General features: G+C 33.1%; 23 protein-coding genes. 11 read left to right on the plus strand and 12 right to left on the minus strand.

Annotated elements, in window-relative coordinates; translation table 11 throughout:
- Positions 1-9 precede the first annotated feature (9 nt).
- Positions 10-873 (plus strand): SdiA-regulated domain-containing protein, encoded by an 864-nt coding sequence (locus LPB248_RS16895; protein ID WP_177212451.1) that lies wholly within the window; start codon positions 10-12, stop codon positions 871-873.
- 146 nt (positions 874-1,019) lie between these two features.
- Here the strand turns inward: LPB248_RS16895 and LPB248_RS16900 are convergent, their stop codons facing one another.
- The gene (locus LPB248_RS16900; RefSeq protein WP_177212452.1) at positions 1,020-4,751 is read right to left on the minus strand and encodes a metallophosphoesterase; all 3,732 of its coding nucleotides are present in this window, start codon (positions 4,749-4,751) and stop codon (positions 1,020-1,022) included.
- A gap of 26 nt (positions 4,752-4,777) precedes the next feature.
- On the opposite strand from LPB248_RS16900, the gene LPB248_RS16905 reads away from it, so the two are divergent.
- Complete coding sequence (locus tag LPB248_RS16905) at positions 4,778-5,956, plus strand: Pycsar system effector family protein (protein WP_177212453.1); 1,179 nt, start codon at positions 4,778-4,780, stop codon at positions 5,954-5,956.
- Positions 5,957-6,032: 76 nt separating this feature from the next.
- Here the strand turns inward: LPB248_RS16905 and LPB248_RS16910 are convergent, their stop codons facing one another.
- Complete coding sequence (locus LPB248_RS16910) at positions 6,033-8,402, minus strand: GAF domain-containing protein (RefSeq protein ID WP_177212454.1); 2,370 nt, start codon at positions 8,400-8,402, stop codon at positions 6,033-6,035.
- A 226-nt stretch (positions 8,403-8,628) separates the two neighbouring features.
- Between LPB248_RS16910 and LPB248_RS16915 the strand changes: the two genes are divergently transcribed.
- Both LPB248_RS16915 and LPB248_RS16920 read left to right on the plus strand, forming a co-directional pair.
- Positions 8,629-9,381 (plus strand): SDR family oxidoreductase, encoded by a 753-nt coding sequence (locus LPB248_RS16915; RefSeq protein WP_177212455.1) that lies wholly within the window; start codon positions 8,629-8,631, stop codon positions 9,379-9,381.
- A 71-nt stretch (positions 9,382-9,452) separates the two neighbouring features.
- Entirely contained in the window at positions 9,453-10,034 is a 582-nt protein-coding gene (locus LPB248_RS16920) for a TetR/AcrR family transcriptional regulator (RefSeq protein WP_177212456.1), read from the plus strand.
- 88 nt (positions 10,035-10,122) lie between these two features.
- Here the strand turns inward: LPB248_RS16920 and LPB248_RS16925 are convergent, their stop codons facing one another.
- From LPB248_RS16925 to LPB248_RS16970, 10 genes are all read right to left on the minus strand, one after another.
- Positions 10,123-11,181, minus strand: coding sequence for a nucleoid-associated protein (locus tag LPB248_RS16925; RefSeq protein WP_177212457.1), 1,059 nt, complete (start codon positions 11,179-11,181; stop codon positions 10,123-10,125).
- Between the two features lie 43 nt (positions 11,182-11,224).
- A complete protein-coding gene (locus tag LPB248_RS16930) occupies positions 11,225-11,584 on the minus strand; it encodes a four helix bundle protein (RefSeq protein WP_111426596.1) in 360 nt (119 codons plus the stop codon).
- Positions 11,585-11,697: 113 nt separating this feature from the next.
- Positions 11,698-12,240: an IS1096 element passenger TnpR family protein gene (locus tag LPB248_RS16935; protein ID WP_177212458.1), complete on the minus strand. Its 543-nt coding sequence runs from the start codon at positions 12,238-12,240 to the stop codon at positions 11,698-11,700.
- A gap of 193 nt (positions 12,241-12,433) precedes the next feature.
- Positions 12,434-13,033, minus strand: coding sequence for an HPP family protein (locus tag LPB248_RS16940; RefSeq protein WP_177212459.1), 600 nt, complete (start codon positions 13,031-13,033; stop codon positions 12,434-12,436).
- 91 nt (positions 13,034-13,124) lie between these two features.
- The gene (locus LPB248_RS16945) at positions 13,125-14,408 is read right to left on the minus strand and encodes a chloride channel protein (protein WP_410504074.1); all 1,284 of its coding nucleotides are present in this window, start codon (positions 14,406-14,408) and stop codon (positions 13,125-13,127) included.
- Between the two features lie 212 nt (positions 14,409-14,620).
- Entirely contained in the window at positions 14,621-15,595 is a 975-nt protein-coding gene (locus LPB248_RS16950) for an integrase core domain-containing protein (RefSeq protein ID WP_177212460.1), read from the minus strand.
- A 226-nt stretch (positions 15,596-15,821) separates the two neighbouring features.
- Positions 15,822-16,211 carry a VOC family protein gene (locus LPB248_RS16955; RefSeq protein ID WP_160782056.1) on the minus strand — a complete coding sequence of 130 codons (390 nt, stop codon included), beginning with the start codon at positions 16,209-16,211 and terminating at the stop codon, positions 15,822-15,824.
- Entirely contained in the window at positions 16,211-16,786 is a 576-nt protein-coding gene (locus LPB248_RS16960; protein ID WP_177212461.1) for a sugar O-acetyltransferase, read from the minus strand. Before LPB248_RS16960 ends, LPB248_RS16955 begins: the two co-directional genes overlap by 1 nt.
- A gap of 3 nt (positions 16,787-16,789) precedes the next feature.
- The gene (locus tag LPB248_RS16965; RefSeq protein WP_177212462.1) at positions 16,790-17,248 is read right to left on the minus strand and encodes a YciI family protein; all 459 of its coding nucleotides are present in this window, start codon (positions 17,246-17,248) and stop codon (positions 16,790-16,792) included.
- Between the two features lie 12 nt (positions 17,249-17,260).
- Positions 17,261-17,719, minus strand: a complete 459-nt coding sequence (locus tag LPB248_RS16970; protein ID WP_177212463.1) for a DinB family protein — start codon at positions 17,717-17,719, stop codon at positions 17,261-17,263.
- Between the two features lie 142 nt (positions 17,720-17,861).
- Here LPB248_RS16970 and LPB248_RS16975 point away from each other — a divergent pair, with 142 nt between their 5' ends.
- The 7 genes from LPB248_RS16975 (at position 17,862) to LPB248_RS17005 (ending at position 23,833) form a co-directional block, all read left to right on the plus strand.
- Positions 17,862-20,027, plus strand: coding sequence for a TonB-dependent receptor (locus tag LPB248_RS16975; protein WP_177212464.1), 2,166 nt, complete (start codon positions 17,862-17,864; stop codon positions 20,025-20,027).
- A 431-nt stretch (positions 20,028-20,458) separates the two neighbouring features.
- Positions 20,459-20,866, plus strand: coding sequence for a DUF2141 domain-containing protein (locus tag LPB248_RS16980; RefSeq protein WP_177212465.1), 408 nt, complete (start codon positions 20,459-20,461; stop codon positions 20,864-20,866).
- A gap of 49 nt (positions 20,867-20,915) precedes the next feature.
- Positions 20,916-21,536, plus strand: coding sequence for a hypothetical protein (locus LPB248_RS16985; RefSeq protein ID WP_177212466.1), 621 nt, complete (start codon positions 20,916-20,918; stop codon positions 21,534-21,536).
- A gap of 18 nt (positions 21,537-21,554) precedes the next feature.
- Complete coding sequence (locus LPB248_RS16990) at positions 21,555-22,892, plus strand: 2TM domain-containing protein (protein ID WP_177212569.1); 1,338 nt, start codon at positions 21,555-21,557, stop codon at positions 22,890-22,892.
- A complete protein-coding gene (locus tag LPB248_RS16995) occupies positions 22,892-23,215 on the plus strand; it encodes a 2TM domain-containing protein (RefSeq protein ID WP_177212467.1) in 324 nt (107 codons plus the stop codon). The genes LPB248_RS16990 and LPB248_RS16995 overlap by 1 nt, the downstream gene beginning before the upstream one ends.
- Complete coding sequence (locus tag LPB248_RS17000) at positions 23,196-23,525, plus strand: 2TM domain-containing protein (RefSeq protein ID WP_177212468.1); 330 nt, start codon at positions 23,196-23,198, stop codon at positions 23,523-23,525. Before LPB248_RS16995 ends, LPB248_RS17000 begins: the two co-directional genes overlap by 20 nt.
- 2 nt (positions 23,526-23,527) lie before the next feature.
- Positions 23,528-23,833 (plus strand): 2TM domain-containing protein, encoded by a 306-nt coding sequence (locus LPB248_RS17005; RefSeq protein ID WP_255462965.1) that lies wholly within the window; start codon positions 23,528-23,530, stop codon positions 23,831-23,833.
- Positions 23,834-23,978: the final 145 nt, after the last annotated feature.

Raw genomic sequence — 23,978 nt, forward strand, 5'->3', positions numbered from 1 at the left:
ATAAATCTTATGAAAAAATCTTTTTTAGTTGTTGTTTCTATAGTTTTACTAGCTTGCCAGAAGCAATCAGGTTCTGATTTAAAAGAGCTTTATTCCCTTCCAAAGAAATTAAAGGAAGTTTCTGGGATTACGTATTTTCCTGAAACCAACACTCTTTATACTTTAGAAGATAGTGGAAATAAAAATGCTCTTTATGCCATCGATTCTAAAGGAAAATTAGCTAAAACAATCACAATTTCGAATGCCACAAATGTAGATTGGGAAGATATTACTAAAGATAAAAGTGGAAATATTTACATTGGTGATTTTGGAAATAATGATAACGAAAGAAGAGATTTGTGTATTTATAAAGTCGCAAAAAATCAATTGAATAATGGTGTGGCTAAAGCCGAATATAAAATTTCATTTTCATACCCAGAACAAACAGAATTTCCTCCAAAGAAAAAAGAAATGTTCTATGATGTTGAAGGTTTCTTTGAACTGAACGGCTATTTCTATCTATTTACCAAAAACAGAAGCAAAGGTTTTGACGGAACTGCTTTTATTTACAAAATCAAGAATGCCGCTGGAACTCAGAAAGCAGTAAAGATTGGAGAATTTAAAACATGCAACAATTATAATCATTGTGTGCTGACAAGTGCATCAATTAGTCCAGACGGAAAAAAAGTTGCTTTATTAAGTCATGACAAAGTGCTTTTGTTTAAAGGATTTAAAGGAGATTTATTTCATAAAGGAACTCAAACCGAAATTAATCTGAATCACTTCTCGCAAAAAGAAGCCATTGTTTTTAAAGACAACAACACCTTACTTATAGCCGACGAAAAAACAAATAAAATAGGAGGAAAGGTTTATGAGTTTCTTCTAAGTCGCTAAGGTTCTAAGGTGCTGAGATACTAAGAAAAGATTAGCCACGAATTCACGAATTTTAATTAAATTATTCGTGAATTCGTGGCTATTTTTTTTAGCTCATAGTAGAGAAAACCTTAGAGCCTTAGCATCTCAGTACCTTAGCACCTTTTTTAAAAACTATATGCTGCTCCAAAAATCAATCTTCCAACTTCGTCAGGAGACTTAAAATATGAGATTCTAGCTGTAATAACATTTATGGCATTCAACCAAAGTCCACCGCCGTAATCTTGGTGCCATTTTCTTGATTCTTCACCATCAAGCCAGACTCTTCCGTAGTCGAAACCACCTAAAATTCCATAAGTAAATGGGACAATTGTTTTGCGGATTTTTCCAATAGTTAAACGTAAATCTGAACTTTGAGAGAAATACGAACTTCCTAAGAAACGCTCATTTCTATAGCCGCGTAAATCCGTGTCTCCTCCTAAAGAAGCACCTTGGTAGAATTCATAATTATTGTTGAAAATAGCCTTTCCTTTAACGTAAGTGGCTAATATTAGTTTTCCGTTATGATCGATTTTATGAGTAAATCCTAAGAAGCTTTCCAGAGTTGGGAAATTTTTCTTTGTGTCATCTAAATTAGCTGTCCAAGTTGCTGCAATCATAAAAGCCATCCCTAAAGTTGGTTTTGTGGCAAAATCTGAATTTTTAAACTGATATTTTACTTTTAAGCTTCCGTAATTCTGACTGTCAAATACATCTGGATTTACAATTCCAGGAATATTAATGTATCTGTTTTCGGTATCTTCAACAGTCATTCTCTGGAAGATTGGCTGAACGCTAAACTCACTTCCATATCTTCCAACATGGCGAATGGCACCCGAAGCATTAAATTTTCTAATGCGGACACGATTGTAATCCATTCCTAAATTATCATCATATTGCGATTCATTTCCATAACCAAAATAATTCATCGCAAAATTCGGAGTTGTATACAATGATTCCACATCAATAACCCATTTGCCTAATAATCCAGGGAAATGTGCAGCATAATTAAACTCTAAACCTCCAGTAGCAAAGTAGTAGAAAGCATTAAAAATATGTCTTTGCGTGTACGGATTTTGTTTAAAATTATTAACAGTATAATTTACGTTAACTCCCATTTTTACTCCATCATCTGGATTGTATCCAATGTTTGGAAGACCAGAAACTACATTATATTTAGGTCTTTCATAATTGTAGGCATTAACTTCGTAATCGTCTGTAAGCTGTGTTTGAGTTTTAGAATCGAGATTATAAGTGTTTTCTTTTGATTTGAAATCGTAAACAATAACCTTTCTTCCGTTTTCAATATTGTAAGTATCATTGTTCTGGCCTCCAATCAAACGAATTTTAATGCTAGATTTTTGATCTCCTTTTACTTCAAAAACATCATTATCGTCTAGTCCGTAAATCCAAAGATTTTTGGTTTTGTCGTCGGTTACATTTTTGGTATAAAGCAATTCATCGCCTTCTTTTTTAATTCTGAAAACCTGAATTTCAATTCCTTTCTTTACATTATGATTTAAAACAAACTTGTCTTTTTTATCTGTTCCCGCAATCATGACGGTTTTATCTAACACATCAGAATATTCGCGAGCATATTTCTGAAGATCTTTTTTTCTGCTTTTTAGTTTTGCTTTGATTTCATCAACCGTTTCGTCCTGAACTTCTTTTGGCATATTCTTGAAAGCTAGATCAATATCTGCGTCTGTCAGGTTTTCTTGAATGTATTTGGCTTGTTCAACCCAGTCTTTTTCTCCGGCAGTTTTTAGAAATGCTAAATCCATTGGATAAGGTTCTCTTCCAAGCCATTTTACATTGATTCGATCCCCTTTAAAAGATCTCATGTGACGAAGAGGAGGCATATTCATTATAAGTGAAAGCAAAGCACCGTCGTATTTTACAAAAGCCTGGTCGCGATCTCTAGGAATAGGTCTGTAAATTACTTTTCCATCTTCTTTATATTCAGCCCAACGCCATTGATCGCTGTGTCGGTCCCAATCACCTAAAAGAATATCAAATAAACGCGCTTTAATATATTCTTTTTCATCGACAGTATATTTTTCGTCCTTATGAAGATTCAACATCATATCATCAGTTCCGATAATGTTGCTTGGTTTTCCAAAATTTTTGCCGTCAAGATGATTGTCAGCAGGCCTTTCTTCAACCATATACAACTGATCTCCAAAACTTGCATTAAACTCGCCCAAACCATTTTGCTTCGGTATATAATATAAAATTGGATTAGTATGCCTAAGTCCAATTTGATCAGACATGCTTCCAATCGCAAAAGAAGAATAAGGATGGGAAGTCGTATAAAAATCAAATAAAAAATCTTCGGCGTATGTTTTTTCAAATTCATTTACCACATATTGATCTTTAAAAGCTACTGATTGTAAAAATGTTGTCGCACTTTTTTTCATAGCACGCATCACATATTCACGCCCTTGAGGATCTGACATTCTCAAGGAAATGGACTGATGTCCTCCACCTTCGCGAATTGGTTTTAGTCCGCCTTTTAAAGTGTCAACTGTCGCTGTTGTAGCTTCAATTGGCATACTATAATATTTTCTATAATGCTGACCGAATAGAAATTTGTGAAATGCACTTTTTTGAGTCATTTTTGGAGAATAAATAGAAGTGGTCACAGTTGCAGGAAACTTATTTGGAATATCTGAAGCCCAATTGATTTCTTTGGCTTTTATTATTTCACGTTCGAAAAGCAGTTTTTCTTTGCCATTTTCATTTCCATAAAAAGAAACTTTTGCATCTCCGCTTTTAAACATTGTCAGTGTTGCATAACCATTTCCTCCATATGAAAAATCGTATGGACTAATAGCTCTTGCAGCTTCCGATTTTGATCCTGCGCCACTAATAATCTGCTGAATATTTTCTTTGCTGATATATTGTAAATTATGATCATGACCTGAAACTACAATTACATTTTTCTGTTTTTGCAAAAGCGTTTTAATTCTTTTAGCATAAATCGTGTATTGTTTATTTTGAATGTCCTGCGGACTTGCGCCAGATGTTTTTCGCAACAAATTAATGAAGGAACCAATTACCGGAAGCGGAATTTTTTGCTCTAAAGGAAATAACTGTTTTTCTAATGAAAATTGTCCGCCATGTGTCCCATTACTTAATAGCGGATGATGAATGGCTAAGACAACTGTCTTTTCCTGATTTTTATTTAAAAGTCCTTCTAACTCTTCAAAAAAAGCTTCTCTAGTTTTGATTTCGCAATTGTCATTTATAGTTGGGTGATCGTTCCAATCTTCCAGAAACCACTCACTATCAATAGCTATCAACGTCGTAACGCTGTCAATTTTTACATTTTCGATAGGACAAGATTTTCTCGGAAGAAATGCTTTTTTATCGTTTAAATATTTCGTCACAAAATCAGACTGACGCTCCAAACCTTTGATGCCACTGTACCAATCATGATTTCCAGGAATTACGATTGTTTTTCCTTTAAAACCTTGAGTTAATTTTAGTTGATTCGTTAATTTAGTTTCTGCCAAAGCTTTATCTTCAGAATGTTTGTCACTCGGAAAACCTTTCGGATAAATATTATCACCCAAGAAAAGCAATGTCGATTTTTTGCTCGCTTTTTTTAGTTTTTGATGTAAAAGTTCCAGTGTCTGCTGTGCCTGTTCTTCGTCGGCATTTCCAGCATCACCAACAAGAAAAAAGGTGTGTGCAATTTTTATGGTATCTGTTGCGTTTTCTGTTTCGTTGGCACTTACACTTTTTCCATATTGCGGTTTGCGGGTCGCGCAGGAATAAACAATGAAGAGTGCCACTATTGCTATTAAAAAGTTTTTAATCTTGGCAATAAAATGATTATCCAAAAACAATTTCATAATTTAGTGGTATAAAAATATTCTTTATGAATCTAATAGAACAATCCGAGGATTTTGTCGGGAATTTACTCAAAGATAAACTTTCTAATTTATATTCTTACCATAATTTTAATCATACTTTTACGGTTGTTACAGCAGTAAAAGAACTTTGCAAAAAAGAAGATGTAAGTGGTGAGGACAAGGAAGCGCTTTTGGTGGCTGCATGGTTTCACGACACCGGATATATTGAAGGGTATGAAAATCATGAGAAGAAAAGTACCGAAATTGCCGCCAACTTTTTGCGCGAAAAAGGAAAATCGGAAGAATTTATAGCACTCGTTTCAAGTCTGATTCTGGCTACAGTTAAAGAATATGAACCAAAAACGCATCTTGAAAAAATTATAAGAGACGCAGATTACGCTCATTTAATGGGAGCGGAATATGCTACAACTTGCGAATTATTGCGTTTGGAATTGAAAAATGCTGGAATAGTTAGTTTTTCTAATGCCGAATGGACAAGAGAAAACCTCAATTTTTTATTAAACAAGCATAGATTTTATACTGATTATGCCTTGAGAAAATGGCAGCCTTTGAAAGAAAAAAATCTATTATTAATTCAGAAAAAAATCAATAAACAGGAATTGAAAGCAGCTGCAGCGCTAGAAGAAGAAAACAAAAAGAAAGATAAAATAGAAAAACCAGATCGCGGGATCGATACTTTATTTCGTGTCACGCTTGGAAACCATACTCGTTTAAGCGGTATTGCCGATAGTAAAGCTAATATTTTATTGTCTGTAAATGCGATTATTATCTCGATTGCATTATCATCTATTATTCCAAAACTGGATAGTCCCAAAAATGCGCATTTGGTTGTTCCAACATTTATTATGCTAATGTCGAGTGTAATTACAATTATTTTTGCGATTCTTTCGACACGTCCAAAAGTGACATCAGGATTTTTTACAAGAGATGATGTTGAAGCTAAAAAAGTGAATCTGATGTTTTTTGGAAATTTCTACAAAATGCCTCTCGAAGATTATGATTGGGCAATGAACGAAATGATGAAAGATCGTGATTATTTGTACTCGACAATGATCAAAGATTTGTATTATCTGGGATTGGTTTTACAGCGAAAATATAATTTACTCCGAATTGCCTATAACTTTTTTATGTTCGGAATTATCATAACGGTGATTGCGTTTGTGATTGCTTTTAAGTCTATTTAAAGCTAATTAACTTTGTCAAAGTTTCAAACTTTGACAAAGTTTTTAAACGTTAAGTTGCAAAAAAAAGCTCAACTATTTAGTTGAGCTCATCTAATAAATCCTGATAAGTTATTTTCTTAAGTCCTGGGTTTGAACTATTGTTGATTACTTTGACACGAATTGCTCTTAAACCAGAAACTCCCTGTAGATCTTCAACTTCAAATTGTTCAATTGAAGGTTCAAGAATTTTTTTATGCTGCAGATATTTAATGTATTTTAAATATTCTGCTTCTTCGCTATTTTGAGAATATACAATTGTAATTTTCTCTTTCTCGGTAATTCTTTCGTTTGTTCCTTTAATATGCGATTTGTCAATTCGTTTTTTAACAACTTCATATCTCGCATTATAAGTTCCATCTACATCAAAACGTTTTTCATCCATTCTAAAACGGATCGAAAGCGCAGAACTGAAAACAAGAATTAACGAAGTAACATCCAATTCGTATGGAAGAGATTCTTTAAGTTCATGGTGTTCCAATTCCATTTCGCATAACGTTTGCAATTGCCACAAACGAAGATTGTGCAAATACATAATATCGAAAGGTTTTGTTGGCGAAATTGAAGCTCCGATATATAAATTATGCTCAACACCATCCGTTTTAAAACGTTCGTAATAATGTGGATAAATCTGCTGCGCTTCAACTTGTTTTCTATCCAAAACCGTTGCCAATCTTTTATTGATGATCGACATAGCATTGTCAAATTTCTTTCTTTCCTGATAAAACATTCCTGTTTTTTCGTCTAGACTATCAAAGTATAATTGCTCTAACTTCTCAGATTTAGCATTACTTTTAGTGTTTTTCAGTATCGGATGAATTTCTTCTTCAATATAACGCTGTATATGCTGTTCTGTATCAGCTTTTAATGGATAATCCAATTCGCTTCGAAGCGATTCCAATTCAAATTTTCTTTGTTCAAGAAGAACTAAATTTGAGTTTTCTTCTTGATTATCAAAAATTTCCATAAGAGCTGTCAGTTGACTTTTCAAATCAATTTTTACCGTTTCATTACGATGTTCAGAAGAACCTTTAATATCAATTTGTCCATATAGCGGATATACATTTTTAAAAACGATTTCTTTAAAAATATAATCTTTAGTATGATTCATATTTTGAAAATAGTTCTGAGATTCTCTTTTGAATTTCCAATATACGCTAGGGTGAATCGTAGTGTATTCACGCTGAATAATCGCTTCAATCTGATGTTGCATATCGGTATTATAACGATCAATAGTATCAGTTAAATACGGTAGAACCAAATCTAATTTTGTGGCATTGACACTGTTTAAATCTCTCGGGTTTTCAGAAACCAGTTCGACAACGCCTAATAGATGTCCGCTTTTAATTACAGGAGCAAAGATGCAACTTTGAATACCTTGAGTAAGTAAATGTTCGCCAAGTCTTTTGTTTGTTGATTCTTCTGTGAATTTGCTAACATTAGATATTACAAAAGGTTCTTTATTGTCTAATAGATTTTCGAAAGAACATCCAAAAAAAGCGTTCTTGCAATCTACTTCCTGATCGGCAGAAAGTAAAAAGCTCTTCAACTGATTCTCGTATTTTGCAGGTCGCATAAATTTCTCTTCCTCAGGATTATAGATAATAAATCCGACTTTTAAATTTGGGAGATTAAAAATGGACTGGAAAATATTAGAAACTTCCTGATCTGTAGCAACTGTTTTTGGACCAGGTTTTAACAAACTGCTTTTCAAAATAGAAATAGCACTCTCTGTTGTTGCATCAAATAAAGAAACAATTCCGAAACCTCTTAAAATCCAGCTTCCTTTTGGGAATTTAGATTTCCATAAATTGATATCGTTATAATTATCAAGTAATTGATCAATATCTTCCTGAGTTAAAGAAATAGCGTTTTCAGTCGGAATAATTTCCATAAAATCAGCATTGTATAAAATACGATAATGCTTTTCAATACCATTTTCATCTGGAATGTCATAGAAAAATGGCTGATTGAAATCGATATGCTGCTTGTAATAACTGCTTAAAATTAAACAGCAGTTATTGATGTAGAATTGATGGTCGCTAAAATCACGAATTTCCATATAAAATTCGTCTCCCGCATTTTTGAGGATTTTTTTGAAACGCTCTGTATAATTAAAGGAGATGTTTTGAAAAGGAATCGTTACCGCTTTTATTTCGTTGTGCGTCAATGCAGTCGGAAATAAATCGGCTAATATATTTTTAATTAAAGCTTCATTGTTTTTGATAACCGAATAATCCTGGATTCCAGTCCTTAGTTCCGGAATTAATTCAATTTGTTCTAAAATTGCTTTGGCATAATTTGATCTGTAATCAACATCTGACTGCGCAATTTCTTCAAAAGATTCAATTAGCTTGTGAAATGAAATTATAGTGGTAAAAGGACTTTCTTTAAAAAATTGAATATCCATCTGAGTTATTTTTTAATGCAAAATTAAGCATAAATTAAGAATCAACCTCATTTTGCGATTTCTTTCGTTTATCATTCTATAGATAATTCCTTATTTGACGGGCGTTTCTATTCTAAGTTAAATATTTTAACATAAAATTAACTTTAATAATAACGGAACGATCGTTCCGTTATTATATCTTTGTATCATAATAATTGAATAATCAATAACTTAAATAATAAATAAAATGAAAAATTTAGAAAACAAAGTAGCAATCGTGACAGGTGGAAACAGTGGAATTGGATATGCAGCTGCAGCAGATTTAGCAGCAAAAGGAGCAAAAGTAATTGTAACAGGAAGAAACAAAGAAGCTTTGGCAAAAGCGGAAAAAGAATTGAATGTTACTGGAATTGTAGCCGATCAATCAGATTTAAAATCAATTGATAATTTGGTTGAAGAAGTAAAATCAAAATTTGGTAAAGTTGATATTTTATTCTTGAATGCTGGAATTGCAGCTTTTGCACCGCTAGATTCAGCTTCAGAAGATCATTATGACAGTATTATGAATGTCAACGTAAAAGGAGTGTATTTTACAGTTCAAAAAGTGTTGCCAATTTTAAATGACGGGGCTTCAATTATCTTTAATACTTCAGTAAATGCTCATGTCGGAATGCCTAATTCTAGTGTTTATGCCGCAAGTAAAGCAGCTGTATTATCTTTAAATAAAGTTTTTGCTGTTGAATTGGCTTCAAGAAAAATTAGAGTAAATGCGGTTTCTCCTGGTCCAATTGAAACACCATTGTACGGAAAAGTTGGTTTAGAAAAAGAAGAAGTAGAAGGATTAGGATCTGCTTTGGGAGAGAAAATTTTATTGAAACGTTTTGGACAAGCTGCTGAAGTTGCAAAAACAGTTAGTTTCTTAGCTTCAGATGATGCTTCATTTATTACTGGATCTGAAATTGTGGTTGATGGTGGACTTATCGTAAATACCGTACTATAATTTTTTTGATCAATTCAGGAACGATTGTTCCGTATTTTTGTATCTTTGTAAATGAATTTAATTTGAATGTCATGGCTAGAACGAAAGAATTTAATGAAGATCAGGCTTTGGATAAAGCAATCGAAATTTTTTGGCACAAAGGTTACAACGGAACTTCTGCACAAGATTTGGTGACGCATTTAGGTTTAAGTCGTTCTAGTTTGTACGATACTTTTGGCGATAAGCAGCAATTGTTTACAAAGTCCTTAAAACGTTATCAGGAACAGGCACAAGATGCGGTAAAAGAACTTTTAGAAAAATCTGAGAATGTCAAAGAAACTTTGCAGGCTATTTTTAAGCAAGCTGTGCTCGAAAGTTTAGAAGATCGAATTACAAAAGGCTGTTTTATGGTTAATTCTTCTGTAGAACTAGCTATGCATGATGAAGAAATTGCCAAAATCGTAAAAGACAATAGCCAAACTATGGAAGAAGTTTTTACAAATGCTGTTAAAAAAGGGCAGGAGGCGGGACATATTTCCAAACAGCTGGATGCAAAAGTTTTGGCTAGATTTATCTTTAATAATTACTCCGGAATTCGAGTTTTGGCTCGCACGGGAGAAAGGAACAAACAAGTGTACGATGATATTGTAAAAGCCGTATTCTCGGTTTTATAACATTAAAATTTAAGACAATAAAAAAACGGCAGTTACTTTTGTAATTGCCGTTTTCTGTTTTAAGTAAGTAATAGAAAATGAAAACTTCTTAGCTTTTCTCTTCTTTGTTGAAGTAAACTAAGTAGTAATACATTTGTTTTTCTTCATCCCAGCCTTTTTCAACAAATTTTTCTGCACTTTCAGGATTAATAAAATCCATTTTAATCTGAATATGAGTATCCAAATTAATGACGTTTTTAATCGATTTTCTAGCGTCAGAAACTGCTGCGTTGGCGATAGGGAATGAGGTTACATCTTCGATGCTGTATTTTTCTCCTTTATCAACTTTATAGTTTTTAAATTCAGGAATCAAATCAGGATTGTCTAGTACTTCATTCAAGAAATTCTGCTCTTCAAACTGATCATTTTTAGCGAAATAATTCACAGATCGGTTCATAAACATTACTTCCTCTTTCTTGTCTTCTGCTGGCAAAACCACATCTTTTGCGAAGTTTTGACAGAACTTTAAATATTTTTTTGTGATGAAATTTTCATCTTCAAAAGCATCAACAGATAAAAAGTGCTCTAACCAGTAACGCGCATCGTAACGGTTGCTATCTACAGTTAAGATTTTGTATCCTTCTTCTTTTTTGTAGTTGAAAATCAAACATCCTTTATCTAATTTATTTAGGTTGATTCCCTGTTGTAAAATCATTTCAAGGTTACTGTTGTTTTCTTCAAACTGTAAAAAGTCTGCCTGTAACTCACTTTTAAAAATTCCGATTGCATCTACAACATTATTATCGATGCTTAAGTTGGTCAAATAAGTCACATAAACCTCTCCGTTTTTAATGTGCGGGTGATTAGACTGCTCGTATAAATGTTTTGTGATGTTTTTAGAAACCTCATGTACATTTGACGGATTAGCAAAAATCTCAGTTGCATATTTAAACATGTCGTTGTAATCCAAGTCCACTTCGTGTGCAAACTGATAATAGTTTTCTTCTTTTTCTCTAAAAGGCTTAAAAAAGAATTCTTTTATCAAAGGAACGATCTCGTCATTTAAATTAAATGGCTGCTCCGATAAAAAAATTGCTTCGTTACGGCTTTTGTTTCCTACGCGGTGTATTGACAGCGTGTCGATGTGGGTGTTGAAAAGATTAATCATGTGTTTATAGGTTCAGAGTTGCAGAGGTTCAAAGGTACAAAGGTTATTTTCTGTCTTTTATTCTTCGAATAAAAGAACTTAACATTCGTTCTAATTCTCTGCTTTCTCCATTTATTTTACTGAATTGGTACTCGGTTATATATTTTAGATTGAATGAAATTTCAAGCTGAGTCTGCATTTCAAATAATGATGATATTGAAATATTTAAAAATCTCAAATAATCACTATTTCCATCTCTGCCATATCCTTCCGCAATGTTACTTGGTATTGATATTGAACATCTTCTGATTTGTGAAGATAGTCCATAAATTTCTTCTTTTGGAAATGAATTTGTTAATTGGTAAATTTCAGTTACCAGATTCATAGATTTTTGCCAGATTAAAAGGTCGCGAAAAGTTTTCATTTTATATTTTAAGAATTAAAATATAAAAATAAAGAAAAATATTACATTTAAAATCGTCGGATTTTAAGAAAACCTCTGAGCCTTTGTACCTATGCCTCTTTGAACCTCAAAAACTAATTCCAGTTCTCCTCAAATCCATAATCTTCGAAGCTGTCGTCTCCTTCGAACATGTCAAGATCGTCTTCGTCTAGGTCGTCTTCAAATTCTCCGTAGATATCGTCGTGTATGTCATCGGCTTCGAAGTTTTTTTCGTGAGCTTCGTCTGGCATTTCACCGTGAGAGAATAAAGTTTCAGGGTAAGTTGCTCCAACGGTTTCATCTTCGACTGCAGCCAATTCGACTAAGAATGTCCACATACTGATGAAATCGTAAACGTAGATAATCTTTGTGTTTTCTTTGTCTAAGATACTAGATAACGGATAATCGTTCATGGTTCTTATTTCGCCAGGAACATCTCCCGTATCAAAAAGCGGAATTTCATCTTCCTGATTCCAAGTGTCGTCACAAGTATAAAATGAAGCCACTTCTGATCCGTCAAAGCCAAAAGCATTGAAGATTGCATTGTGTAAATCCTCAAGTGTATCTTCCTCAAGAATAGCAATGTCTCTAAAAATATCTTCTTCGGCGTCTAGAATAACTCTAAATTTATAAACCATAATCTTTGTTTTTATTGAGAGGTCAAAGGTAAAATATAAAAAACGAAATTCGAATCATGAATTACGATTTGTTGAAAAGATTTTAGAAAGTTAATTTTCAATTAGTTTGTTTGGCTGAGCGAAGTCGAAGCCTTTTTTCAATAGGTAAACCCTTCGACTCCGCTCAGGGTGACAGTTGGGATATATCGGGCAACTATTTCCTAGATAATCTTTTTCTAATTTTATGATAGTGTTTATGATAAGTGCTGTGACTTGGGTAAGTTCTGCTTGAAGTCATATTATTAAAAATCAATGCAGTTATAAGTAAGATCGAAACGCCTGTTAATACGGGAGAAATCACATACATATAGCCTAAACCTTTTATTTGAGCAGAGCCCGTTACTGCAATTAATGCCGTTGCGCCACCTGGCGGGTGAAGTGTTTTGGTAATCTGCATAAAAATTATAGATAGAGAAACTGCCAGCGGAGCCGAAATCCAAACAATGTCTGGAACCAATTTATTGATGGTAACTCCAATAAAAGCCGAAATTAGATGTCCGCCCACGAGATTTCTCGGTTGTGAAAACGGACTTTGTATAATTCCGTAGATCAAAACACTCGACGCACCAAAAGAACCAATTAAAAAGAGCATATCACTTCCTGCAAATTGTGAAGCATCGAGATAAGAAAGAATCCCAATTCCGACAAATGAACCTAAAAAGGACCAAAAATGCTCTTTATAATCGATTAAAGTTTCTTTATAAAGAATGTAACGTGTTTTGCGGTAGCTTCTTTTTATTTTTTCAGTTGGCATTATTGTGGTATTATATTTTATGCGTTATGCTTTTAAATATACTTTGCTGTATATTATTTTTTATTGCTTTGTAAATCTGTAGATTACAGTTTTACTTGATTAAACTTGGAGAATAACTGTATACGGTGTACGGATAAATCATTTTTGCTGTGTATTTTGAAATCAGGCAAACAACCATGATTGGCAAAAACAAAGTATAATCATTTGTTAACCCGCAAACCAGAAAAATAGCTGTAAAAGGCGCATGGATACTGGCGCTTAGAACCGCAGCCATTCCGATAATCATAAAGTTAACTGGAATTACATTTACATGAAAAAAGCTGTTTAAGATAGAAGCTAACAATAATCCTAAAAAGGCTCCGATAAATAAACTTGGCGCGAAAACACCACCGTCACCGCCAGAAGCCAATGTAATAGAAGTTACAATTGGTTTTAGAATCAATATTCCGATAAATGTTAAAGCCAATGTAATGGTTAGCGGAAGCTGAGATGAAGGACCAAAAATCCCTTTGATGGCATGATAACCTTCTCCGTATAATTGAGGAAAAAAGAATAATGAAATACTTAAAACCGCAGATCCTAAAATAATTTTGTAATAATGCGTATCGATTTTTCCAAATTGCGATTTGAAGAATAAAACACAGCGAGTTAGATAAACAGAATTCATTCCTGCTAAAATTCCTAAAAGAATGAAGTACGGAATCGCTTTTAAGTTCCATGTCGTGATGGAAACGGCAAATAATGGTTCCTCTTTTAAAATCGTTAGCAAACCAAATGCTATCGAAACCGCAATTACATTTGAAATAATAAATGCTTTTGTGACTTTTCTGGAAATTACTTCGAAAGCAAATAAAATTCCCGCAATCGGACTGCTAAAAAGTGCTGTAACTCCTGCAGCAACTCCCGCGCAAATTAGTTCTGTTTTGTACTGGCGGAAAACATTTTCTTTTTCGTGTGCTACAGAACCAATAGTTGCTGTAGCTACAACGGTAGAAACTTCAATTCCTGTTGAACCTCCAAAAATAACCGTTAATAATCCGTTTATAAAGTGAGATGGAATTTTATAAGAAGGTAGATTTTTAGATTTTGATGCAGTGCTTTCAAAAACCTCTTTGATTCCTTTATTTTCTTTTTTCTTAAAAAGATATTGTCTTAAGAAATAAATTACCGACAAACCGAAAACCGGAAATATGATATAAAATATGGGATGAACTGAAACTTCGTGAAAGAAGATTTCTTCGTAATATTCAGTTATTTTTTTTAGTGAAATTCCGAGAAAGGCAGAAAGAAAGCCAATTAAGATAGAAACAATAACTAATTTTCGGAGTTTGATTAATTGATGATTTTTTTTGATTTGCGCCGTTTTGTTCATCATTATAAGTTTGAGAATCGCATTTTTTTCTGCGGATTACAAAATTAAGTATCAAATTCGGTTTTTTCTAGGAAATATTCATTTTAGTGTGTTAAAATGGATATAAACAGGAAAATTCTGTCGATGTTGTTTTTGCCACAAAGACGCAAAGGCACAAAGATTTTTTATTTAAGGCAACGATTAAACAGGCAGTTTGTCATTTCTGTAAAAGTCACTTATTTCGGTAACGGATTTATCATTTCGATTGGCTTTTTTCCATCAATTCCCTGATGCGGTCTTTCGTGATTATAGTAATATAAATATTGTAATAATTCTTCTTTTAGTTCTTCCAGAGAATCAAAATCAGTTTCTCTAAGCAGATCATCTTCGAGAGTTCTCCAGAAACGTTCAACTTTACCGTTTGTCTGTGGTCTGTAAGGTTTTGTATGTCTATGGACAATTCCTAATTCTATAAGCATTCTCTCAAAAGGATGGTTGTATTTCTGCTGGCTGGTTTTGATTCCAAATTCAGGGCCATTGTCAGATAAAATCTCTTCAAATTTTATCTCATAATGATCACTTAAGATGTTTAAGCATTTTAATGCAGCAAACATAACTGTTAAACTGGTAATGTCTGGAACTAATTCAGCCCAGGCAATCCGGCTGTAATCATCAATTACACACACTAAATAGAGCTTTTTGTTTTCTCCCCGAATTATGCTTTTACTTAAATAATGACAATCAATATGACCCAGCTGTCCCATTCTTTCCTTGATTATTTTCTGATGATTCTTYTTAATCTTCGGAGTTAACCTGTTTATTTGGTTACGTTTAAGAATATTATAAACCCCTGAATATGAAGGTGTGTTCTTTCCTAATTTTGGCTTTAAGATACTAACAATTTCATATTTGTTGTTTCCTTTTTCTCTTAATTCTATTACTTTTTGTTCTATAAAAGGCACAGGACGTCTTGTCTTGTATTTTGGACCACGTTTTTGAGGCAGTAAATCTAAAGACTTACCGCTCTGCTTATAGCGGTTATAATACTTTAAGAAACTTTTTCTGCAGGTGTCATTTGCCTTATAAAAATCCATCGCCTTTTTATGCACTGGATGAGTTTTACTTTTTACCTGCTCATATTCTCTTATCAAAAATCGATACTTCTYTAAATAGTTTCTTTCTAATGTTGAATCCTGACTGTTATTTCTCATCGCAACAAAATTTATTAAAGTTAAATTTTGTTACCGAAATATCTAACCTTTACAATTTCGACGAAGGAGAAATCTCCACAAGTAGCTCCGCAATCAAAATCGCCAATCTTTGCAGAGCTTCTCGTGGAGATTTGCTTCGTCAGTTCGCTATCGCTCGAGTCTCCTTCGTCTAAATGACAAAAAATGAGAGAAAACTTTGCGTCTTAGTACCTTTGTGACAAAAAGCTTATCTCTCATAAAACTCAATCGGCAATAAATCTGGATCTGCAATAAAAGTGAAACGTTTTTCGGTTGTTTCATCAATTCTGATTGGTTCCGATTCTATGTTTTTTGAAGTTAAAAAAGCAATCGTTTCTTCCAGATTAATGACTTCAAATGCCAAATGTCTTAAACCTACTGCTTCTGGTCTTGAAGGTCTTTGTGGCGGATTTGGAAATGAAAATAATTCGATAACATAAGAGCCATTCAAAGCCAAATCTAATTTGTACGATTGGCGTTCTTCGCGGTAAATTTCACGAATAATGGTTAAGCCTAAAATCTGAGTATAGAAATATTTCGATTTTTCGTAATCGGAACATAAAATGGCAATATGATGAACTTTATTAAGGGTAAGCATTATTTTTTTGATTCAGGTTCTTGATTTAATTTTCGAATAACTTTTGCCGGATTTCCAACAGCAAGCGAATTGTCTGGAATATCTTTTGTAACCACAGATCCGGCTCCAATAACACAACCTTTTCCGATGGTTACACCTGGGCAGATAACCGAATTTCCGCCAATCCAGCAATCGTCTCCAATGGTTACGGGATATGCATTTTCTAATGTTTTTCTTAGTTCAGCGTCAAGCGGATGTGAAGCGGTATAAATCTGAACATTTGGTGCAATAAATACATTCGAGCCAATATTTACTGGCGCACAGTCTAAAACCACACAATTCACATTAAAATAAACATTTTCGCCAGCAAAAATATTGTAACCGTAATCACAATGAAAAGGAGGTTCAATATAAAGACCAGCTCCAGCATTCGGAATTAATTCTTTTAGAATCTCTTTTGCTTTTTTGGTAACTCTATATTCTTTTACATTTAAGCTGTGTAAAAGGTTTTTTGCCGCACGGCGTCCTTTTACTAATTCTGGATCAAAGGCATTATAATATTCGCCAGAGATCATTTTTTCTTTTTCTGTTTTCATATTTTACATTTTCGTCTTGGCAATTTTTTCATGCATTTTCGGAATTTCCTGCAAAGCTGCGGTGCAGTACCAAGGCGTTAATTCGGCTTCGAGTAAATTGGCTTTTATTGCCGGATCGGTTGCAACAAGCGCTTTGGCTTCTTCCACAGTTTCGACATTAAAAATATAAATGCCACGATAATTTCGATCATTTTTCATGAAAGGTCCTGCAACAACCAGTTTTCCTTCTTTGGCTAGTTTGCCAATGTTTTCCATGTGTCCTTCAAAAAGTTTTTTACTTTCTTCTTTAGAAGCTGTTGTATTACTTCCGGATTTTAGAAGACAAAAAACATATTTCTTCATTCCGTATTCGTCGGCATGAAGTGATTTGGCCAGAGCTTCATCATATTTAATTTCGGATTCTTGTGAAAAGCCGATTGTACTCATTACTAAAAAAACAAAAATTAAAAGTGACTTTTTCATGATGATGAATTTTTAAAGCAATTTCTTCAAAATAACAATCTGTCCCAAATGATACACGTCATGCTGAATGATTCCGTGAATATCTTCATAAAAATTGTGATTATTGTTTAGATCTATTTTCTCAAAATCCTCATCATTAAAATTACTCAGACAAGCACTCCATAATTCCTGAGATTTTGCAAGACTTTGCAGTGATTGTTCCCAAGCGGGCTCAGATGAATCTAAAATTGGCACAAAATAATTATGATCGGGAGTTGTAATTATTTCTCCTTGAACACGTTTTAATATGTTTCTTCTCCATTGTATTAGGTGATTGACAATTTCCCAAATCGTGTTTAAATTAGGATTGATTTTTTTATAAGCCTGAGCTGCAGTTACATCTTTCAAAGTATCTGCCAAGGTCACTTCAAGCCATGGATTTCCATTATATATGGATTGATATAAATTCGAAACTCTTTTACTTTCTGACATAGTTAATAGTTTTTAGAAACACGTTACTAAGATACAAATTAGTATTTTACAACTCATCCTCGAAAATCTACAATTGGGTTATTATATATTTTTTAACATGAATTGTTAAAATACATTTGCTTCATCAAAAACCAAGGATGACATGAAAACCAAATTATTTTTTACTATTAGCTTTTTATTTTTTACAGCTTTAATTTTTGCTCAAAATACTATTTCTGGGAAAGTAGTAGATCCAAAAGGGAAACCGGTAGCTGGAGCTAATATTTATATTGACGGAACTTACGACGGAGCAACAAGTTCTGAAACTGGAGAATTTTCTTTTGAAACTACAGAAACTGGAAATAAATTTTTAGTGGTAAGTTTTTTACTTTTCGAGACCTACAAACAAGAAATTGATGTTGCTAATTATAAAGATCAAATAGTAAAATTAAAAGAGAACATTAATACTTTGGATGCTGTTATTATTACAGCTGGAACTTTAGAATCTGGAGAGAAATCGAGAGTTTCTGTTTTGAAACCGCTAGATATTGTTACAATAGCAGGTTCTGCAGGAAATATAGTGGCGGCTTTGCAGACTTTGCCAGGAACTCAAACGGTTGGTGAAGACGGACGTTTGTTTGTTCGTGGAGGAGAAGCAAGCGAAACACAGACTTTTGTTGACGGAATTCGTGTAGCGCAACCTTATGGCGCAACTACAAATAACTTACCTACAAGAAGCCGTTTTTCTCCTTTTTTGTTTAGTGGAATCGCTTTTTCTACAGGTGGTTATTCTGCAGAATATGGTGAAGCCTTGTCGAGTGTTTTACTTTTAAATACTCAAGACGAAGAAGATCATGAAAAAACGGATATCGGATTAATGACGGTTGGTTTGAGTTTAGGAAATACACAGAAATTCAAAAAAAGTTCATTGAGTGTAAATATGATGTATGTGAATTTAGCGCCTTATCAAGCTGTTATTCCGCAAAATGTAGATTGGAATAATCCTTATCAATCGCTTGGAGGTGAGACGGTTTACAGATACAACTTCACAAACGGAATATTTAAGCTGTATGCTTCTTTTGATTCTGAAAAATTTGATTTGAATCAGAAAAACGTCAATTTCGAAAATCCAATTCGAACTGATATGAACAATAATAACTTCTATTTGAATTCATCTTACAAAGGAAGTTTTGGAACTGGATGGCAGATTACTTCTGGAGTGAGCTATGGTTACAGCAAAAACAAATTGAAATATGATATTACTGGAATCGAAAACCAAGAAAATGCCGCTCAGCTGAAATTGAAATTAAGCAAGAAATTTTCAAACTTTTTTAAATTGTCTTTCGGAAGTGATTATTTCATTACAAAATACGATGAAAACGTAGCCGATAATATTTCGCTTAATGTTACAAATGGTTATGATTCAAACATTTTTGCAGCGTATACTGAAGGTGATATTTTATTTTCTAAAAGACTAGCCTTAAAAGTTGGTTTAAGATATTCAAACAACAGTTTATTAAACGAAAACAATATTGCGCCAAGAGCTTCACTAGGATATAAAGCTTCAAAAAACAGTCAGTTCTCGTTTGCTTATGGAGATTATTCTCAAACACCAGTTGTAGATTACATTAAATTTTCTAAATACCATCAGTTTGAAAGCGAAAAAGCAAGACATTATATTTTTAATTATACGTTTACAAGAATAGGTCAAACACTTAGAGCAGAGGCTTATTATAAAGATTACAGCAATTTAGTGCAATACGACACAAGAGATATTCAGTACAATTCGGTTTTTAATAATAATGGATCTGGTTATGCAAAAGGATTCGATTTATTTTGGAAAGACAGCAATTTGCACAAAAACCTAGAATATTGGATTTCATATTCTTATATCAATTCAGAAAGACAATATAAAAACTTTCCAAACATGGCGACTCCAAGTTTTATTGCCAATCATAACTTATCTGTTGTAGCAAAATATTTTATTACAGATTGGAAATCTCAGGTTAGTTTAACAAACAGTTTCAGCTCAGGTCGTCCATACAACGATCCGAATCAGACACAGTTTATGAACGGAAAAACAAAATCTTACAATAGTTTAAGCTTCAGCTGGGCATATTTATTAACGACACAAAAAATCCTTTATTTCTCAGTTTCGAATGTTTTAGGAACGAAAAATGTTTTCGGATACGATTATGCAAAAAATCCAGATGCAAGTGGAGTGTATCAAAGACAAGCGGTAGTGCCAACAGCAGACAGATTCTTCTTTGTAGGTTTCTTCTGGACGATCAGCCAGAATAAGAATGAGAATCAGTTGAAAAACTTGTAGTTTTTTAGTAGCAAAGTGGCAAAGGTGCAAAGGTTCAGAGGTTTCTTCAAATGGTTAAAAGTTTTAAATACTAAAATCTTTGTGTTTGTTCTTCAAAATTTAGAAAGAAAAAACCTTTGAGCCTTTGCAACTCTGACCCTCTGCACCTGGGAAGAAAACAATTCATCATCAAAAATCAACAACTCAGTATCATTTAATTTTAAAAGACTAAAAACCAGCATACTTTTGAAGTGTAAATTAAAAGGAACAAAGAAACAAAGTGACAAAGGCTCAAAGTTTTTTAAATATTAGTAATAAGAAAAACAAACCTCTGAACCTTTGCAACTCTGAACCTTTGAACCTAAAAAAAGAGTTTTAATCATCAATAAAAAAACCTTAGAAGCTTAGTAACTCAGAACCTTAGAACCTTAGAACCTTAAAAAATAGAAATCATGACCAAAATTATTACAATAACTATTTTATTTATCTGCAGCTTAATGTCTGCTCAAAATGTGAAATTAACTGTTGCCGTTTCAGGTTTGAAAAATGACACAGGAATCGTGAAAGTAGGATTATATAATTCAGACGGAACTTTCCTTAAAACAACTTACAAAAGTTTGGCTTCCGAAATTAAAAACAATCAAGCAGTTGTAACTTTTGATAATCTTCCGGCAGGAGAATATGCAATTTCAACGTATCACGACGAAAATAGCAACGGACAGCTTGACAGAAACTCAATGGGGATGCCACTAGAAGAATATGCAGCTTCAAACAATGCAAAAGGATTTATGGGGCCTCCTTTGTATAGTGATGCTAAATTTAACGTCAATAAAGATTCAAAAATTGAAATTGCTTTTTAAATAAACACATAAACTAATCCATTAAACAAACCATTAAATAACTTATAAAATGAAAAAAATCATCACTTTAATCGCATTATTTGTTGCAGCAGTAGGTATGGCTCAAACACAATTTGAACAAGGAATGAACAAAGCGTTCGGACTTTGGAAAGAAGGAAAAAATGCTGAAGCTTCGGCTTTATTCGAGAGAATTGCTGCAGCAGAAAAAAACAGTTATTTGCCAAATTATTATATTGCTATGATCAACGCGACAGCTGTTTTTACAGAAAAAGACAAAACAAAAATCGATTTATTATTGACCAAAGCGCAAGATGCATTAGATATAGAGTTGATAAAAGACCAAGCCAATTCAGAATTGTATGTAATGCAAGCCTTAATTTATACAGGATATGTTGTAGCAGACCCGATGACAAATGGAATGAAATATTCTGGTAAAGTAATGGAAGCTTACGCGAAAGCAAAAGCGCTGGATCCAACCAATCCGAGAGCGGTTTTTGGTGAAGCCGATTATCAATTAGGTGGTGCAAAATGGACAGGAGTAGATACAAAACCTTTATGCGCGCAAGTTGATAAATCTATTGAACTTTTTAATACTTTTAAACCAGCAACACCTTATTCTCCAAAATGGGGATTAGAAAGAGCTTTAGAAATTCAAAAAACTTGTAAATAATTCAGTATTATAAATATGATGATATTAAAACCTAATTTGTTAAAAGCATGCTTAGTTGGAGGAATAGTATTTTTGTTCTCTTTTCTAATTCGGTTTGCTTCTTTAGGAACAGCAGTCTTTACCAAGAATCTTTACATTTATTTCTTGTATTGCATGCTTTACAGTGTGGTTTTATATATCGTAAATGTCGTTCTTTTTGATTTTTTAGATAGAGTTTTCAGAGAAAATCCATATTCAGTAAAGAGAATTTTAATTGGTTTTGCAAGTTCTTTTTTAGTGTCGATGATCGTAATTGGAGTATTGCGTTTGTTTACAAGTGTAATAATCGAGAATAAGACAATTATTGGTTTTTTAGCAAATGAAAAGGCTGAAAATTATATAGAATCTGCAGTAATGACTTTTATTGTTTTACTGTTTTTTCATGGACTTAATTTTTATAAACTCTATCAGGAAAACAAAGTAACACAACAAAAGATTATTGCGGGAACGGCAAATGCCAAATTTGAAAGCTTAAAAAATCAGATAGACCCGCATTTTCTTTTTAACAGCTTAAATGTTCTTAGTTCTTTAATAGAAGAAAATCCAGATAATGCACAGCGTTTTACTACTTCATTGTCTAAAATTTATCGATATGTTTTAGAACAGAAAGATAAAGAATTGGTTTCGGTTGAAGACGAGTTGTCGTTTGCAAAAACCTATATGAATCTTCTGAAAATGCGTTTTGAAAATAGTTTGTTTTACGAATTGCCAACAGAAAACATCAATCCAGAAGCCAAAGTGGTGCCGCTTTCTTTACAGCTTTTGCTAGAGAATACTGTAAAGCACAATGTGGTGAGCGAGCAAAAACCGCTTCATATCAGAATTTTTATTGATAAAGATTATCTGGCCATTCAGAATGATCTTCAGAAAAAAGAAGTTTTGCAAGACAGGCAAGGTGTTGGATTGCAGAATATTGTAAACAGATACGGAATTGTAACAGACAGAAAAGTGAAGATTGATGAAGATGGAAAGAATTTCACCGTTAGGATTCCAATTTTAACTAAACAAATTACGGTTATGGAAATGAGTGCAGAATATACCGATGAGGCAAAAGCTTATTATAGAGCCAAAAAAAGAGTAGAAGAACTTAAAGGATTTTACGGAAATATAATTTCGTATTGCTGTGTGATTCCGTTCTTAGTTTTTATTAATCTAAAATTTTCACCAGGATTTCAATGGTTTTGGTTTTCAGCTTTAGGCTGGGGATTTGGAGTTGCCATGCATGCTTTTAAAGTATTTGGATATAGCTCAGATTGGGAAGAAAGAAAAATTCGTGAGATTTTAGAGAAAGACAACAAACAAAAAACGTGGAAGTAATGGAAAATAATTTCACAGAAACCGTTCGTTATTATGATGCTCAGAAAAAAGTAAAAGAGATAAGAGGATTTTACGAGCATTTAACCGTCTACGTTTTATGTAATCCAATTGTGATTATTGTAAATTATATGACTTCTCCAGGATACCTTTGGTGGATTTGGTCTGTAATGGGTTGGGGAATTGCAATCATCTTGCACGGATTGAAAGTTTTTAGTCTTCCGCCTTTTTTTAATAAGAAATGGGAAGAAAAAAAGATTCAGGAAATTTTAGATAAAGAAAACCAAAAACGACTTGAAAGTAATTATGGAAACAAATTTGAGTAATGATCAGGAACAAGTAATACTGCAAGAATTGGCAAGTAAAAAAGTAATTCAACTGAAATCTTTTTACAAGCATTTGTTCATTTACACCATTGTATTGATTGTTTTTCTTTTAAAAGAATATACCAATCTGCCATTGCAATTTTTTCCCATAAAATATATTAATTGGGTGATTGTAATAATTTGGACAGCTGTAATGGTAGGATCTGCAATCGATTTGTTTGCTTCGTATAAAATTTTCGGGCACGAATGGGAAGAGCGTAAATTGAGAAGCATCTTAGAAAAAAAATATAAAAAACAAAAATGGGAATAATCATGGAAACGAATTTAAGCGAAGAAGAAAGATATATTCAGGCCAAAAAGAAAGTAGAAAATATTAAAGGTTTTTATGGAAATCTTTTGGCTTTCGTATTAGTAAATGCAATTTTGATTTTTATAAATTTATATACATCACCAAGTTATTTATGGTTTTTCTGGCCATTGTTATGGTGGGGAGTAGGAGTAGTTTTTCACGGATTAAAAGTATTTGAAGTTTTTCCAGGAATGGGTAAGGAATGGGAAGAAAGAAAAATCAAAGAGTTTATGGAGAAGGAAAAACAGAATAAAAATAAGTGGAAATAATTAAAATATAGTTATGGGACGTTTTAGAAGAGAAATGTATGAAGATTATACAAAACAGCATTTTGGAGAGTATGCAGACGATCCAAATTACAATGCTGCTTATAGAAGAGTAAAAAGACTTAAAAGATTTTACTCGCATTTGAAA

The organism is Flavobacterium sp. LPB0248, assembly GCF_013388355.1.
Classification (GTDB): Bacteria; Bacteroidota; Bacteroidia; order Flavobacteriales; family Flavobacteriaceae; genus Flavobacterium.